The sequence below is a fragment of the Oxalicibacterium solurbis genome (assembly GCF_014635845.1).
Lineage (GTDB): Bacteria > Pseudomonadota > Gammaproteobacteria > Burkholderiales > Burkholderiaceae_D > Oxalicibacterium > Oxalicibacterium solurbis.
Genome location: NZ_BMDP01000003.1, coordinates 454958 through 471064 on the forward strand (window position 1 = coordinate 454958; position 16107 = coordinate 471064).

Genomic DNA, 16107 nt, shown 5'->3' on the forward strand with positions numbered 1-16107 from the left:
CATCGACGACCCACAGGATGCACCATGAAAACAATGCAACAGCGCAAATCGTTCTGCCCGCTTGCCACCGTTGCCGCCGGCATCGTACTGGCCTTCGGCATGCAGGCGACGGCAAATGCCGCCGATACCGCACCGCCGGCCCCGCCGCACGATGCCCACAAGATGGAACACGACTGGGCGCGCCATCGCCAGGAATGGATGAAGAAACGGCTGGAAAAGGCGGCCGAACATCTCGGCATCCAGCCTTCGCAGCAGGAAGCGTGGCAAGGCTATGTGAATGCCGTTGAAAGCCCGATCGGCAACGGCGATGCCGGCAAGCCAGCCGACAGGCCGACCGATGCTGCCGGCATCGCGCGTCTGCGCGCCGATTTCGCCGCCGCCCATGCAGCCAGGATGATGAATATTGCCAATGCGACCGCGCGGCTGCAGGACGTATTGACGCCGGAGCAACAGAAGAAATTCAACCGCATGATTGCCCATGCACATCGTCCCGGTCCGCGCCATGCACCCGATGGACATGATGGACGCGAAGACCATCGTCCGCCGCCACCGCATGACGACATGCTGCTGCACGATCAGGCCCGGCCGTAATCAAACGATATAGCGGTCAACGCAGATCGTTCTGCCGCGTTCCTGTTGCGAGGAGGATTATCCGTGAAACTTGTCAAACCGATACTTGCGCTGGGCTTGCTGGCTGTGGCGCTGAGCGGCAGTACCGCCTGGGCGGGCCGTTACCACAGCCACGTCGGTGTCGGCGTGGTGATCGGCGGTCCGGGCTATTGGGGCTATCCGTCGCCGTACTACTACCCGCCGTATCCCTATCCGTATGCGCCGGCACCGGTCGTCGTCGCGCCTGCCGCCCCGCCGGTCTACATCGAGCAGGCCCAGCCGGCGCCGCCACCGCAATCGCAGCCGACCAACGACTGGTTCTATTGCCGCAAGCCGGACGGCTATTACCCGTACGTCAAGGAATGTCCGGGCGGCTGGCAGCGCGTTGCGCCGCGTCCGCCGTCGGAACGTTGATTTGTCTTTGAAAGAAACCCATGTCTCCCATGTTGAAAACGACCGTCGTTGCCCTCACCAGCCTGCTGGCGCTGTCCGCCTGCACCACGGTGCCGACCGGCCCCAGCGTGCTGGTACTGCCCGGCACCGGCAAGAGCTTCGATCAATTCCGCGCCGACGATGTCGACTGCCGCCAGTACGCGCAATATCAGATGGGCGGTGAAACCGCATCGTCTAATTCCGTCGATTCCGGCGTGCGCAGCGCAGCGGTCGGCACGGCTGTCGGCGCATTGGCCGGCGCTGCCATCGGCGGCAGCCGCGGCGCAGGTGTCGGTGCCGGCGTCGGTCTGCTGACCGGCAGTGCCGCCGGCGCCAACGCGGCAGGCGCTTCCGGCTACGCGACGCAGCGGCACTATGACTATGCCTACCAGCAATGCATGTATGCGAAGGGTAACCATATTCCGGTGCAAGGACGTTTCGCGTCGCCGTCTTATCAGAATCCGCAATATCAAAATCCGCAGTACACGCCGTCCTACCCGCCTCCGCCGGGGCCGGGCTACGGCTATCCGCCGGGATATTGATCCGGGTTTTTGTTTCCTCCCCTGTCCCATGCGAATGGGTTTTGCCCGCGCAGCGCGAGTTGCGCGGGTTTTTTCATGGCAGGGCCAGGCGCTTGTTTGAGGGAAAAACCGTTTAAAATCGCAGGTTCGATTTCTGTATGGCGCTTCATTGCCAAATACGATATTGATATTTCGACATGGCAGGGTGCTGAGGAACACGAAGATGGACATCGCCGGTTTTGAAATTCAAGGCGCTGTACGGTATTGCGCTTTCGCCAGTGTGCGTAGCAAGCACGCAGCGCACGAGGATGCTGCTGTAGAAGATTTCTAGAATAAGGACATGGAATGATTCCAATATTTATTGGATACGACCCCCGAGAAGCCGTTGCATATCATGTATGCACCAACAGCATCATTCGACGTGCATCGCAGCCAGTCGCCATTCATCCGCTGGCCTTGCGCAATCTCGGCTTCTATGTGGAAAAGCATACCGACGGCAGCAATCATTTCATCTATAGCCGTTTTCTGGTGCCGTACCTGACGAATTATCGTGGCTGGGCCATTTTCATGGATGGCGACATGCTGCTTCGTGACGATATTTCCAAATTGTGGGCATTGCGTGATCCGTCGAAGGCGGTAATGGTCGTCAAGCATGATTACAAAACACGCATGACGGAAAAATACCTAGGTTCGAAGAACGAAAATTATCCGCGCAAGAATTGGTCGAGCGTGGTGCTATGGAATTGCGAACATCCGGCCAACCAGGCATTGACGGCAGATTTCGTCCAGGGCGCAACGGGGGCGCAATTGCATCGCTTTACCTGGCTCGACGATGAATTGATCGGTTCTCTGCCGATCGAGTGGAACTGGTTGCCGGATGAGTTCGGTGCCAATGAGGATGCCAAGCTGCTGCATTACACGTTAGGCACGCCTTGCTTCCATGAATTTGCCACCGTACCCATGGCGGATGAGTGGCACAGAGAACGCATGCTGACCGATTATTCGATCCAGCGCGTTCTGGAGTAGTACGCCACAGTCCGTACGACATCTCGCGTTTCCACCTCTTCCTGTGCTTTCTATGCCCGATTCCGGCACTGTCTGCGTTTATTTTGTCGCATCGCCACTGCAATATCTGGCGGCACGCTGCATCGCCCGGCAGATTGAAAAGGGAGCGCGGCAGGTTCTGGTCTGGTACAAGCCCGGCCTGAAATCTGTCATCGTTCCGGATGAATGGGATGCCTGTACGTACATGCCGTGGCCGCGTTGGGAGCCGATGCCTGGCCCGTTCGGCCGGCTGCGCCAGCTGCGTGCCAATATCCGCATGGTCGCGGCTCTTGTCGGCCGCTGCGACAATCTGATTCTGCATAGCGCTGTCTTCGATACCGAATCGATCAATTACTTCCTGCGTGCGTTGCCCGCCATGTCTGGTGCGCGATCCATGCATGCGCGTATTTTGCCAGACGGGCTGATCAGCACGCGACGCTATCAGCTCAATCTGCATAAGCGCATTGCGCAACGCGTGCGCGGCTTGCGTCGGCTTGCAGCCCCCGAGCTGGTTTACAGCCGGTTCAAGGGCGATCGCATCGGTTCGGATGCCGATTTTGTCGATCGCATATATGTTCTGCCAGGTTTGCCGAATGAATACCCGGCGAGCAAGACGGTTGTCTTGCCGCCGCTGGTTGATATACGCGATGTTTCGGATGATGTCCTGGTTTCCCGGGATGCGCGCGCCAGACGCGCCTTGGTTGTCGGTCAGCCGCTCGTCGACAAGGGGCACATGAATGAGGCCGATGCAGCCAGGACGACGATGGAAATCCACGATTATCTGGTGGAGCAAGGCATAACGGACGTGGATTACAAGGCACACCCCAAAGACGATGGCTTCGGTCTGAGGCATCCGGACTATCGTCTGATTGAACCATCGGGAGCGCTCGAATCCTATCTGGCTTCGACGCCCTATGATCTGGTTCTGGGAGTTCGCTCAACCACGCTGCTGTTTGCGCGCCAGATTTATCCCGCATCGACCAAGGTGATCGGATTCGGATGGGCGCGTATCCGTTTCAAATCCCCAAAAGAAAAAGACGATATGACGAAGACATTTCTCGCGTGCGGGGTGGAACTGAGATGAATCGCAGTTTCTCTTGCCAATCGTGCAGCCGAGAGCAGGCGTTGCTTAATATATGGGCGCTGACAATCTTGGCGATCCTGGTCGTGTTTCCGCGTACAACCGGCTGGATCAGTGCGCCAATCATCATCTGGGGCGTCTACATCGCGATCAAGTACAAAATATTTCTGCCGGCAGACCGGTTTTTCCTGGCGATTTGTCTGATTCTTCCCTTATCCATACTGTTCAACATGCCATTTATGGGATGGGATTTGAAAGCCTTGGCGCGGCCCAACCATTTGGTTGCAGGCTTTTTCATCTATTTGGTGATCGGAAGATATGGACTGCGCCGTAATGTCCTGTTCTGGGGGGCATGTGCGGCGACGCTGATTGCATTTTGCATTGCACTGTATGAAGTCGTATATCTTGGAAATCCGCGCGTGTTTGGCTTGGCGCATCGATGGAATGCGGTTCCGTTCGGTAATTTCTCCTTGCTGTTGGCTTTTTTCTGTCTGGCGGGCGCATCGATTGTCTCGCACGACGATTCAAGTCCCTGGCCTCGAGTTGTTCTTGGCCTCGCCGGATTCGGCTGCGGGTTGGCCGCATCTGTGCTGTCGGGAACGAGGGGAGGATGGCTGGCGATTCCCTTCCTCGTTCTGCTATGCATTTGGTTCAACAATCATTTAAGCAAACGTATGCGCGGCATGATGCTGATCGTGCTGCTCGCCGCAATTGTTAGCGTGATGGCGTTGTCGGATCGTATTGCCGGCCGTATCGAGCAGGCAACCGAGCAGGTTCATGCATATCTGGCGAACCCAACCGATCCGGCTGCACGCAATACGTCTACCGGATTGCGATTGTCCATGTGGCATTGGGGGATAGAGCGATTCAAGGAGCATCCTTTTACCGGGATCGGCTATTCTTCTTACGAAGATCAGCGGGAAGACGCTGTCCTGGATGCAGAAATGCCAACCAGTTTTATCCGCTTTGCCAATCTGCATAATGAGGTGATAACGCGTCTGGCATTGGGCGGCTTGCCTGCGGCGATGGCGGTATTTCTTTTCTGGTTCATGGCCTGGCGATTCTTCGCGACGAAAATGGATCGCCAGAATATTGGCGAACAGCACTATTACGCGCTATGCGGTTTGTTGACCATCGTCGGAACGGGCCTTTTTTCCATGACGGAATCCTTGTTTGGAACAAGCGCCGGGACGAAAGCGATAATGTTATTGCTCGCGATTCCTGCAGGTGCTGTGCGTTATGCCTGGGCATCGCGGCAGCATCCATTTGCCGTGTCGCAGACGCAGGCTTCGGCTACCTGAGAATGATGCAAAAAACCCTGATAGTCCATCACCGCAACGGTATCGGCGATCTTGTATGGCATGTGCCTTACATCCGTGCGATTGCTCGCGACAGCGCCAACGGCAAGGTTACGGTACTGGCGCGTCCTTCATGCCGTGCGAGAGACCTGCTGGCCGGGGAATCCTGTGTGGAAGAAGTCATCGAATACGATCGCCGGCCCCGTGGTGGAGGGATGGGGCGTCATGAGGGATTTCGCGGACAATGGCAATTCCTGCGCATGTTGCGTGGGAAAAAATTCGATCGCATCGTCATTTTTTCCGGACGTACACGGTATGGGTTTCTGGCGTTGCTCGCCGGAATTCCGCAGCGGCTTGGATTCGGTTTTGCCGCATGGCAGCGCTTGTTTCTGAACAAACCTCCCTATATAGCGCGCTTTGCAGGTCAAGGGAGCTGGGTCTATCCGGAAGCCACGGATTTTGCGGTGGCGCATGGTTTTGTCGAATCGGCGGTCGTTCCCAAGCTGGCAGTGCCGGCTGCACTGGCGGTAGAAGTGGAAGCCGAACTGGCATCCTTGCCTCATCCGCGGATCGTGTTGGCAATCGGTGCTTCACATCCTCGCAAGAATTGGGGAGGCGAGAAATTTCTGGCCTTGGCCAGAACATTGGTCGCAGCCGGGAATGGTGTGTTAATTCTAGGTGGGCCGGCTGAACGTGAAGCGGCGGAAGCGGTGTATGCGTGCGATCCGATTCTTCTGGCTGCCGGAACGACGCGTGTCATGTGTCAACCTTCGGTACTCCGGTCTGCAGCTGCACTGCAGGTTTGCGATTTTTGCGTCGGCAACGATACGGGCATGCTGAATGTCGCTGTAGCCGTTAATGTGCCATCGCTCGGTTTATTCGGCCCGACATTGCCTTTGCAGCATGATCCTTTGCTGCATGGAATTTCAGCACCCGATATGGAGAATATTTCGATGCAGATGGTGCTGGACCGTCTTGCCTCGTTTTCCATTCCCGTAGCCGCTTTGGATATGCAGAACGATGGAATGCCAGCAGGATTGAACTGATGCATCGCGTCCTCATCGTCCGCACCTCCGCCATCGGCGACGTCGTCTTCGCCTCGCCGATCGCTGAAGCAATCAAGCGCACCTATCCGCAAGCGCATATCGCATGGCTGGTCGAACCTGGAATCGATGCATTGCTACGTCCCGATCCGCACATCGATGAACGGATTCTGTGGCCGAAAGCCGAATGGCAGGAATTGTGGCGCGATGGAAAGCGGATGGAGGTATTCCGCCGTTTGCGTGCATTCCGCACGATGCTGCGCGAGCAGGATTTCGATGTTGCGCTCGATCTGCAGGGTTTGCTGAAAAGCGGTGTGCTGACGTGGCTGACCGGCGCACCGCGGCGTGTCGGCCTCGGTTCGCGCGAAGGAAGCCAATGGCTGATGACGGAAGTCGTGCCGCGTGGCGGCGATTCGGCGCGGATCAGTTCCGAATATCTTTATCTGGCAGAGCAGCTTGGATTGGATGTCGGCGATTTCATGCCGCGTCTGCATCTTGATCCGAATATCGAAGCGCGCGCACTGGAACGTCTTGCAGCGCACGGTTTGGCACCGGGGAAATATGCCGTCTTCGCCGCCTTTACGACGCGCCCGCAGAAACACTGGTTCGTCGATGCGTGGCAACAGCTCGCACCGATGGTGAAACGGCAGGCCGGACTGATACCGATCCTGCTTGGCGGCCCGGCCGATCGCGAAGCGGCGGCGGAACTGGCGAGCGGTGCACCGGATATCGTCAATCTGGTCGGTCAGACCAATCTGCCGGAAGCGGCGGTCTTGATCCGTCATGCCGGTGCCGTGATCGGTGTTGATACCGGTCTGACGCACATGGGTATCGCATTCGCACGGCCGACGGTGGCGATCTTCGGTTCGACCTGCCCTTATACAAATACCGGCCGCGATAACGCGCGCGTGATCTGGCTCGGCCTGCCCTGCTCTCCCTGCCGGCGCAAGCCCACCTGCGGCGGCGCGTGGACTTGCCTGCGCGACATCAGCGCCGAGCGCGTGATGCTGGAACTGCAAATGGCGATGGAGCCGGCATGAAGATCCTGCACGTCGAGGCCGGTAAGTTCTATTACGGGGGAGCGCGCCAGGTCGCGTACATCATCGAAGGTTTGGCTGCGCGCGGCGTGCAGAATGTGCTGGCTTGTCCGATCGATGCCGATATCGCTTCTGCCGTCGGCAATGCGGCCAAGGTGTGTGAATTGCGGATGGGCGGCGATGCCGACGTCGGCATGGCATGGCGGCTGGCGCAGCTGATTCGAGCCGAACAGCCGGACATCGTTCATCTGCACAGCCGGCGTGGCGCGGATACCTGGGGCGGGCTGGCCGCACGCTGGACCGGCACGCCATGTGTGCTGTCGCGCCGTGTCGACAACCCGGAGGCGCGCTGGCAAGTCGCGCTCAAGTATCGGCTTTACGATTACGTCATCACGATTTCCGAAGGCATACGTCGCGTATTGCTCGATGAGGGATTGGCGCCGCAGAAGGTGACTTGCGTGCGCAGCGCCGTCGATGCGCAACCCTATCTGCATGCAGTGGACCGCGCTGCATTCATGCATGAATTCGGCTTGCCGCCACAGGCGATCGTCGTCGGCATGGTGGCGCAGTTGATTCCACGTAAGGGGCATCGCTATCTGATCGAGGCAGTCGCGGTATTGCGCGAACATTATCCCGATCTGCGCGTGCTGTTTTTCGGTCGCGGGCCGTTGCAATCCGAGCTTGAGAACGAAATCGCGCAGGCCGGGCTGGCAGATGTCATTCGTCTTGCCGGTTTTCGCAACGATCTGCCGCAATGGCTGGGCGGGCTGGACATCCTTGCGCATCCGGCTGACATGGAAGGGCTGGGCGTATCGCTGCTGCAGGCGTCTGCCGCCGGCGTGCCCATCATCACCAGCCGCGCCGGCGGATTGCCGGAAGCGGTGGCCGACAACGTCAGCGGCCTGCTGATTCCGCCGGGTGATGTGGCGGCATTGACGCAGTCGCTGCGCCGCCTGCTGGACGATGCCGGATTGCGCCGGCAGATGGGGGAAGCAGGCCGTGCGCGCATTCTGGCCGAATTCTCGATCGACGCGATGGTGGAAGGCAATCTGGCCGTCTATCGTCAGGTACTGGCGAAGCGTGGCCGATAGCAAAGTCGATAACTTTCACGCGAGCCCGACTGCCGGAACGGGTATCATCCCGACAGGAAAGCAGGACAAGACAGCCCGAGCGGCAACAACATTTTCGATTTGATTACGATGAACAATCTCGAACTCTTGCGCGGCGCCTTGAGCGCCCACCAGCAGACGATGCAGCAGCTGGAAGCACTGCTGCCGAAAATCGACGAAGTGGGCCAGGTCATGCGCACCTGCCTGCAGCGCGGTAACAAGATCCTGCTGATGGGCAATGGCGGCAGCGCCGCCGATTCGCAGCATATCGCTGCCGAAATCGTCGGCCGCTACAAGCGTGAACGGCGCGGTCTGCCGGCGATTGCGCTGACGACAGACTCGTCGATTCTCACCGCTGTTGGCAATGACTACGGTTTCGATCAGGTGTTCTCGCGTCAGGTGGAAGCCTTGTGCGATGAACAGGATGTAGTCGTCGGCATCTCGACGTCGGGTAACAGCGGCAATGTAGTCAAGGCGATCGAAGTAGCGAAGGAACGCGGCGCCATCACCGTGCTGTTCTCCGGCAATACCGGCGGCAAGCTGGCCGGCATGTGCGACTATAGCCTGATCGTGCCGGCCAAGGAAACGGCGCGCATCCAGGAAGCGCATCTGTTCATCGCGCACAGCGTCTGCGAAATCATGGATCTGGAGTAAGCATGCAGGCGCATCTGATCGACGTCGTCCGCCATCGCCTCGGTGCGGAAAACAATGCGGCCTGGGCGCTGGTCGTCGGCGACCTGATGCTGGACCGTTACCTGATCGGCGAAGTCGAACGCATTTCACCGGAAGCGCCGGTGCCGGTCGTGCTGCTGAAGCATCAATACGACCGCGTTGGCGGTGCGGCCAACGTCGCCGCCAATCTGGCAAAACTCGGCGTGCCGACGCGTATTGCGGGTTGCGCTGGTAACGATGACGAAGCGCGACGGCTGATCGCCATGATGACGGAAATCGGCATTGCACCATCGGCAGTGCTGCAATCGCCGCAGCGGCCGACGACGACCAAGACGCGCATCCTCGGCGGCCATCAGCAGATGATGCGGCTGGACCAGGAAAGCCGCGCGCCGCTCGGCAATGACGAGACGCAGCAACTGCTGCAACTGGTATTGCAGCAGATCGACGAGAAGCCGGCCGTCGTCATTCTTTCCGATTACGCAAAGGGCGTACTCAGCAAGGCGCTGTGCGAGCAGGTGATCGCGCGCTGCCGGCAGGGCGGTATCAAGGTGCTGGTCGATCCGAAGGGATTGGATTACACCAAATATCATGGTGCAACCGCACTGACGCCGAACAAGCGCGAGACGGCCGATGCCTGCAAGGTCGATGCGAAAGACAACGATGCGTTGCTGGCGGCAGCGACTGCATTGCGGCAATCGCTGGATCTCGAATTCCTGGCGATGACGCGCGGCGAGGAAGGTATTTCCATCATCGATGCGCAGCATACGCAACATATCTCGGCGACCGCCAAGCAAGTGTTCGACGTTTCCGGTGCCGGCGATACCGTGATCGCCACGCTGGCCGCCGGCCTGATCGGTGGCTTGCCGCATGGCGAAGCGCTGCAGCTGGCGAACATCGCGGCCGGCATCGTCGTCGGCAAGGTCGGCACGGTGCCGATCACGCGCGACGAATTGCTGCAGGAACTGGTGACGCAGGAATCGACGGCGCAGGTCAACAAGATCCACGATCTTGCAAGCTTGAAGGCGCAGGTGGAAGTCTGGAAGGCAGCCGGCCGCAAGGTCGTCTTCACCAACGGCTGTTTCGATTTGCTGCACGCGGGTCACGTCACGTATCTGGAAGCGGCGCGCAAGATGGGCGATCGCCTGGTGCTGGGCTTGAATACCGATGCGTCGGTGCGTGCGCTGAAAGGGCCGACGCGACCTGTGATTCACGAAGCCGATCGCGCACGTGTGCTGGCAGGGCTGGAGGCGATCGATGCCGTCATCCTGTTCGGCGAAGACACGCCATTGAAGCTGATCAATGCGATCAAGCCGGATGTGCTGGTCAAGGGCAGCGATTACACGGAAGACCAGGTCGTCGGCGGCCGCGAAGTGAAGTCGTGGGGCGGTCGTGTAGCGCTGGTCGACGTCGTGCCGGGGCGCAGCACATCCAACATCATCGACAAACTTGCGCAGTGATATTGCGTGATTGACTTGCGTACCGGATACATCCCGGAATCATCATTCCGCATCGATAGTGTGCGACGTACAATGGATGCAGATCTGTAGAGGCGAAGATGAAAAAAGTAGGCTTGGATCAAGTGCGCATTGTCTGGTACCAGGACTCGATTTCGGGTGAGACGGCATCTGCCGGCTATCACGGTGAGACGAAGAACTTCTGGGTACACCTCGAATACTTCCCGCGGGAAATCACGGAAGTCTATCTTCTGGAAGATGGCGAAGAACGACCGCATCCGCAGGCTAACTGGGCCTACGCACGCGGCATGCTGGTCTGACGTTACATCTTATTTCGGGAACATGTCGAAGGCTTCGCCAACCTTCAGTGCGACGAGATCGTACAGCGAATGGCGCGGTTGCGGACCGGCGCGTTCGAAACCTTCTACCGTGTCGGGCTCGACACCTTCCGGCGGCGGCACAAACTGCATCCAGTCTTCATAGCCTGGATGCTCCTTCAGGCTGCGATTGAGTTCATCGAGAAATTCCTGCGTGCTCAGCTTCTTTCCGGCCATGGCAAGCTCCTTGTGAACGACGATGGCTTCAGCTTAACACGCTGTGCGTTTTGCGTAACGAACGGGATGCAGTGCGAGCGGCGTGCGACCGCATGCCGCTTCAGGCTTTGTAGACGCCGCAACCGACAATCAGATCTTCATAGCGATCCAGGTACATGGATTTTGCTTCGACCTGTTTGGAAATCGGATTGAGGAACATGTAGTCCTGCCAGCCACGCCCCTTGTCGGCGATGATGGCGATGCGCTCGCGCACATATGGTTTGCCCGCGCCATCTTTCGCGTCGATCATGTCCTTGCCGATGTTGCCCGGATTGGCTCCGTGCGCCAGATTGCGGCCGTGCATGTCATAGACGACCACATACAGGTCGCGGTCGCAGAACGGTCCCAGCTTGTTGCTGATGTCGGCGAAGGCCTTGTCGCGGCCGTGTTCCTGCATGGCTTCGATGGCTTTGCCGACCATGTCCGCTGCTTCTTCCATCGAGCCGTGGCTGCCGGTCTTGATGGTGAAGACGCCGACCACGTTGTTCAATTCGGCGGTCTGGCTTTGCAGTGCATCGGCTGCTGCTGCAGCCTGTTCGACCAGTGCCGCGTTCTGCTGCGTGACCTGATCCATCTGCACGATGGCCTGATTGATCTGTTCGATGCCGCTGCTCTGTTCGCGGCTGGCGTTGCTGATTTCGCCCATGATGTCGTTGACGCGCTTGATGCTGGCGACGACTTCCTTCATCGTTGTGCCGGCTTGCGTCACCAGCTTGCTGCCGTCCTGCACCTTGCCGGCGGAATCTTCGATCAGCCCCTTGATTTCGCGCGCGGCGGTCGAGCTGCGCTGTGCCAGACTGCGCACCTCGCCGGCGACGACGGCGAATCCCCTGCCCTGTTCGCCGGCACGTGCTGCTTCGACGGCCGCGTTCAATGCGAGGATGTTGGTCTGGAAGGCGATGCCGTCGATCACGCTGATGATGTCGACGATGCGTTTCGACGATTGGTTGATCGCATCCATCGTGTCGACGACTTCGCCGACGACTTCGCCGCCGCGCACGGCAACGTCCGATGCGGTGCGCGCCAGCTGATTGGCTTCGTCGGCATTGGCGGCATTTTCCTTGACGGTCGATGTCATCTCTTCCATCGCCGAGGCGGTTTCTTCCAGCGCGCTGGCTTGCTGTTCGGTGCGCGACGACAGGTCGAGATTGCCGTCGGCGATTTCCTGCGTGGCGGTGGACAGCATTTCGGTGCCGCGGCGGATGTGCCAGACGACGTTCGCCAGTCCCTGGCCGATGCTGTTGATCGCGGCGATCAGCTGGCCGATTTCATCACGGCGCGCGGTGTCCAGACGCGTGGTCAGATCGCCCGACGCGAGTTGGCGCGCGACCTCTGTTGCCTGCTCCAGCGGGCGTGTCAGCATCTTGCGAATGACGGCGTACAACAGCACGGCAAGAACCACCAGTGCGGCCAGCGCAGCCAGTGCCGACCAGTTGCGCAAGGTCGTCGCTTCGTGTGAGAACTCGCTCGCGTCGGTTTCGCCGACGACGACCCAGTTGCGATCCGGGAAGTAGCTGAAGATCGCCATACGCTCGGCGCCGTTGCCGGCCGGTCGATAGCGGATCACGCCATTCTTGCGTTCCAGTATTTCCTTGACGATGGCGCGGCCGTCGGCAGCCTGATCGGCCAGTACATTCTGGCCTTCGCGCGTGGCGGCGATGAGCAGCTTGCCGTAATCGGCACCCGGCGCGGCGTCGAGCACATGGTAACCGCCGCTCTTGCCGACTTTCAGCGACAGCAGCCGGTCGCGAATCAGCGCGGGATCGCGCGTCATGCCGATGACGAGCTGGCTTTTCGTGCCGACTTCTTCCGCAGCCGTGCGTTCTAGCAGGTCAGTAGTGGCGTGACCATTGGCCCAGACGAAGACGCCGAACACCAGCGCGATCAGGACGAAAGAAATGGTGGACAGCCTGGTGCCTATGCCAAGCCTGGAGAGAGAGCGGGTGATGCGATTCATACCGTACATCCATTCACAAACAAGCGTGCAACAGGGTCATTCCTTACGGAAACATGATAAACGTATTCGCGATGGCCGCGCGTCTGTTTGCAAGGTCGACGAGATCATGCAAAACAGTCATCTATCAGCATCGGTGCGTCACGCGATATGTCTTGAGTTATATCTTGTATATCGGCCGGTTTTCGAAAAACGATAGACAGGCGACTTGCCGCATTAAACGTATGCGGCAAGTCCTTGAATTTGCAGGGGAATGAAAACGAGAAACCGACGGCGATTACCGCCGGACGGAGAATTAAAACTTGTAGCCGATGGACAAAAAGGTAACGTAGGGATCCAGTGTGAGGTTGGTTCTGGCCCGGCTGATTATATTGCCGCTGGCATCCCTTCCGGTGAGATCGGCATCGGTATCCAGCGGGATGTAGGACAGCGAAAAGCCCACCGACCAGTTCTTGTCGAGGTTGTAATTGATGCCGATATTGGCAACCGGCGCCCACGAGGAGCTGAGTTTGGCACTGGCTGAACCGCCTGGTACCGGTGCAATGAAGCTTTGCAGTGCCGGTGTCAGTTCCACGCTGGTGTACCAGACATGGGTGGCACCTATCCCCACAAAGGGCCGCCACTTGTCGTTGGCATCGCCGAAGAACCACTTTGCGACGACGGCCGGGCTCCATTGCTTGGCGCTGCCCAGTCTGCCCAGTTGGGATAGCGAACCATCGCCATCCAGATGGAATTTCGGCGGGGCGCCGGCATCCAGCGTCAGGGCAAAATTGTCGGTAAAGAAATGCGTGTAGGCGATGCCGAGGGTATCCGCGCTATCCACCTTGGCGCCTGTTCCCGACAGCCTGCCTGCCGGCGGCTGCACCAGCGTCAGCGGATCGCTGGAATCGTCGGTGTACAGATGGAACCAGCCCAGTTGAACGATATTGCTGCCCGCGCTTTGTGCGGCGGCGGGTGAAGAAAATGCCGCCAAAAGGAAAATGGCGGCAGCTTGCGGCAACAACACACTGAACGGTTTTTTCATCGTCGTCCCCTATCTGGTTTTGACGTCGCTCCCTGTGGTTTGAAGTGCTGCCGTTTCAGTGTAATCAGGCGGCCTGCAACGCGCCAGCGTTATTTTTAATTCAATTATTTGGAGCAAGCTTGCCTGGCGGATACCAGGGAGCAAGAATCGACGGTCCGGTCGGAAAAGCGTATAGTGCTGCGAACGAGAAGCGTTTGCAGGCGATGTCCTGCCCGTTTCGCTTGCCGAAAAGAGCCATGGATACAACACGACAATTTCTCGCTTTTCTCGATCGCGTGATCATGCAGCCGCACAGTGAAAGCTATCGCGGCTGGCAGATACGTGTGGAGGTTGCGGGCGATTCCTTCGTCGGCGAGGGCAATCAATGCGTGTCTCGCTATATTCCCAACATCGTCGCGATCGAACCGCTGTCGATCGGATTCCGTGAATTGAAGGTGCCGGTCGATGCTGTCTATGCGACGCCGCAGCATTGCATCCAGGGCGGTATCGCCGTGGCGCGCGATTTCATCGACGCCAGAAAATAAAAGCGTCTTCCATAAAATAAAAAGCCGCATACCTTGCCGGGTATGCGGCTTTTTTACTGTGCAGCGTCAGCTCAGGCGGTGACAGCCTCGCCGTTTTTGACTGCGACGATTTCCTCGTCCACCGAACTGCGGATCAGGTAATCGAAGGCCGACAGCGATGCCTTCGCGCCCTCGCCGACTGCGATTACGATCTGCTTGTACGGCACCGTCGTTACGTCGCCGGCAGCGAACACGCCGGGGATCGATGTACGGCCATGCGCATCGACTTCGATTTCACCGTGACGCGACAGTGCCACCGTGCCCTTCAGCCATTCGGTGTTCGGCACCAGACCGATCTGGATGAATACGCCTTCCAGTTCGACAGTCTTGGTCTCTTCAGTATTGCGATCCTTGTAGAGCAGACCATTTACGCGTTTGCCATCGCCAGTGATTTCGCTGGTTTGTGCCGACGTGATTACAGTGACATTCGGCAGGCTGTGCAGCTTCTTCTGCAGCACGGCATCGGCACGCAGTTCCGGTGCGAATTCGAGCAGCGTCACATGACCGACGATGCCGGCCAGATCGATCGCAGCTTCGACGCCCGAGTTGCCGCCGCCGATCACGGCCACGCGCTTGCCCTTGAACAACGGGCCATCGCAGTGCGGGCAGTAGGCTACGCCGTGATTGCGATACTCCGCTTCACCCGGCACGTTGATGGTTTTCCAGCGTGCGCCGGTCGACAGGATCACGGTTTTGCCTTTCAGCGAACCGCCGTCTTTCAGCTTGATCTCGATCAGTTTGCCCGGCACCAGTTCGGCGGCCTGTTGCACGTTCATGATGTCGACGTCGTATTCGCGCACGTGCTGCTCCAGCGCAACGGCGAATTTCGGGCCTTCGGTGGCTTGCACCGACACGAAGTTCTCGATCGCCAGCGTATCCAGCACTTGGCCGCCGAAACGTTCGGCGACGACACCGGTGCGAATGCCCTTACGCGCTGCATAGATGGCTGCCGCGGCACCTGCAGGGCCGCCGCCGACGATCAGCACGTCGTACGGTTCTTTCGCGCTCAGTTCTTCCTGTTTGCGCTTGTTGCCGCCGGTGTCGAGCTTGGCCAGAATCTGTTCGATGCTGACGCGGCCGGATTCAAACGGTTGTCCGTTCATGAAGGTGGTCGGCACCGCCATGATTTCGCGATCCTTGACTTCGTCTTGGAACAGGCCGCCGTCGATCGTGATTGCCTTGATGCGCGGATTGAGCAATGCCATCACGTTGAAGGCTTGCACGACTTCCGGGCAGTTATGGCACGACAACGACATATAGGTTTCGAAGGTGTAATCGCCATCCAGATTGCGGATCTGCTCGATGACGGATTCTTCGAGTTTCAACGGGTGGCCGCCGGTCTGCAGCAGTGCGAGCACCAGCGACGTGAATTCGTGGCCCATCGGAATCGCGGCGAACTGAATGCCTGCGTGTGCGTCCGGGCGCTTGATGACAAAGGAAGGCTTGCGCTCGTCATCGTCGGTGCGTTCGACCAAAGTGATCTTGTCGCTCAATACGACGATTTCCTGCAGCAGTTCCTGCAGTTCGCGCGATTTTTCGCCGCCATCGAGCGATGCAACGATCTCGATCGGCTGCACGATGCGCTCCAAATAGCCTTTCAATTGGTCTCTGAGATTTGCATCCAGCATGATGGTCCCTACTTTCTTTCGTTAGATTTTGCTGCTGCCGAACCC

The 16107-nt window shown here is 58.7% G+C and carries 17 protein-coding genes; 13 read left to right on the forward strand and 4 right to left on the reverse strand.

The genetic code is table 11. From position 1 onward, the window contains the following. Positions 1–24 precede the first annotated feature (24 nt). From IEV40_RS12065 to IEV40_RS12120, 12 genes are all read left to right on the forward strand, one after another. The gene (locus IEV40_RS12065; protein WP_188422005.1) at positions 25–591 is read left to right on the forward strand and encodes a Spy/CpxP family protein refolding chaperone; all 567 of its coding nucleotides are present in this window, start codon (positions 25–27) and stop codon (positions 589–591) included. A 63-nt stretch (positions 592–654) separates the two neighbouring features. Then, positions 655–1023 (forward strand): hypothetical protein, encoded by a 369-nt coding sequence (locus tag IEV40_RS12070; RefSeq protein ID WP_188422008.1) that lies wholly within the window; start codon positions 655–657, stop codon positions 1021–1023. Between the two features lie 29 nt (positions 1024–1052). Beyond that, positions 1053–1583, forward strand: coding sequence for a glycine zipper family protein (locus tag IEV40_RS12075; RefSeq protein ID WP_188422010.1), 531 nt, complete (start codon positions 1053–1055; stop codon positions 1581–1583). A 324-nt stretch (positions 1584–1907) separates the two neighbouring features. Next, a complete protein-coding gene (locus IEV40_RS12080; RefSeq protein ID WP_188422012.1) occupies positions 1908–2588 on the forward strand; it encodes a glycosyltransferase in 681 nt (226 codons plus the stop codon). Between the two features lie 52 nt (positions 2589–2640). Next, positions 2641–3690 (forward strand): polysialyltransferase family glycosyltransferase, encoded by a 1050-nt coding sequence (locus IEV40_RS12085; RefSeq protein ID WP_188422014.1) that lies wholly within the window; start codon positions 2641–2643, stop codon positions 3688–3690. Next, positions 3687–4988, forward strand: coding sequence for an O-antigen ligase family protein (locus IEV40_RS12090; RefSeq protein WP_188422016.1), 1302 nt, complete (start codon positions 3687–3689; stop codon positions 4986–4988). Before IEV40_RS12085 ends, IEV40_RS12090 begins: the two co-directional genes overlap by 4 nt. Before the next feature lie 2 nt (positions 4989–4990). Then, positions 4991–6031, forward strand: a complete 1041-nt coding sequence (locus IEV40_RS12095) for a glycosyltransferase family 9 protein (protein WP_229724090.1) — start codon at positions 4991–4993, stop codon at positions 6029–6031. Continuing rightward, on the forward strand, positions 6031–7068 hold the full coding sequence (locus tag IEV40_RS12100; protein ID WP_188422018.1) for a glycosyltransferase family 9 protein: 1038 nt from the start codon (positions 6031–6033) through the stop codon (positions 7066–7068). The genes IEV40_RS12095 and IEV40_RS12100 overlap by 1 nt, the downstream gene beginning before the upstream one ends. Then, positions 7065–8156: a glycosyltransferase gene (locus IEV40_RS12105; protein WP_188422019.1), complete on the forward strand. Its 1092-nt coding sequence runs from the start codon at positions 7065–7067 to the stop codon at positions 8154–8156. Before IEV40_RS12100 ends, IEV40_RS12105 begins: the two co-directional genes overlap by 4 nt. 108 nt (positions 8157–8264) lie before the next feature. Beyond that, complete coding sequence (locus IEV40_RS12110) at positions 8265–8828, forward strand: D-sedoheptulose 7-phosphate isomerase (RefSeq protein ID WP_188422022.1); 564 nt, start codon at positions 8265–8267, stop codon at positions 8826–8828. A 2-nt stretch (positions 8829–8830) separates the two neighbouring features. Then, positions 8831–10303, forward strand: a complete 1473-nt coding sequence (rfaE1, locus tag IEV40_RS12115) for a D-glycero-beta-D-manno-heptose-7-phosphate kinase (RefSeq protein WP_188422024.1) — start codon at positions 8831–8833, stop codon at positions 10301–10303. Between the two features lie 98 nt (positions 10304–10401). After that, positions 10402–10620, forward strand: a complete 219-nt coding sequence (locus IEV40_RS12120) for a hypothetical protein (protein ID WP_188422026.1) — start codon at positions 10402–10404, stop codon at positions 10618–10620. A gap of 9 nt (positions 10621–10629) precedes the next feature. On the opposite strand, the gene IEV40_RS12125 is transcribed toward IEV40_RS12120, so the two are convergent. The 3 genes from IEV40_RS12125 to IEV40_RS12135 form a co-directional block, all read right to left on the reverse strand. Continuing rightward, entirely contained in the window at positions 10630–10854 is a 225-nt protein-coding gene (locus tag IEV40_RS12125) for a hypothetical protein (RefSeq protein WP_188422028.1), read from the reverse strand. Positions 10855–10954: 100 nt separating this feature from the next. Continuing rightward, positions 10955–12850 (reverse strand): methyl-accepting chemotaxis protein, encoded by a 1896-nt coding sequence (locus IEV40_RS12130; protein WP_188422030.1) that lies wholly within the window; start codon positions 12848–12850, stop codon positions 10955–10957. A 292-nt stretch (positions 12851–13142) separates the two neighbouring features. Next, positions 13143–13871, reverse strand: a complete 729-nt coding sequence (locus IEV40_RS12135) for an OmpW/AlkL family protein (protein ID WP_188422032.1) — start codon at positions 13869–13871, stop codon at positions 13143–13145. Positions 13872–14107: 236 nt separating this feature from the next. On the opposite strand from IEV40_RS12135, the gene IEV40_RS12140 reads away from it, so the two are divergent. Next, positions 14108–14395, forward strand: a complete 288-nt coding sequence (locus IEV40_RS12140) for a hypothetical protein (protein ID WP_188422034.1) — start codon at positions 14108–14110, stop codon at positions 14393–14395. 71 nt (positions 14396–14466) lie between these two features. On the opposite strand, the gene ahpF is transcribed toward IEV40_RS12140, so the two are convergent. Further along, positions 14467–16062 carry an alkyl hydroperoxide reductase subunit F gene (ahpF, locus tag IEV40_RS12145; protein ID WP_188422036.1) on the reverse strand — a complete coding sequence of 532 codons (1596 nt, stop codon included), beginning with the start codon at positions 16060–16062 and terminating at the stop codon, positions 14467–14469. Positions 16063–16107: the final 45 nt, after the last annotated feature.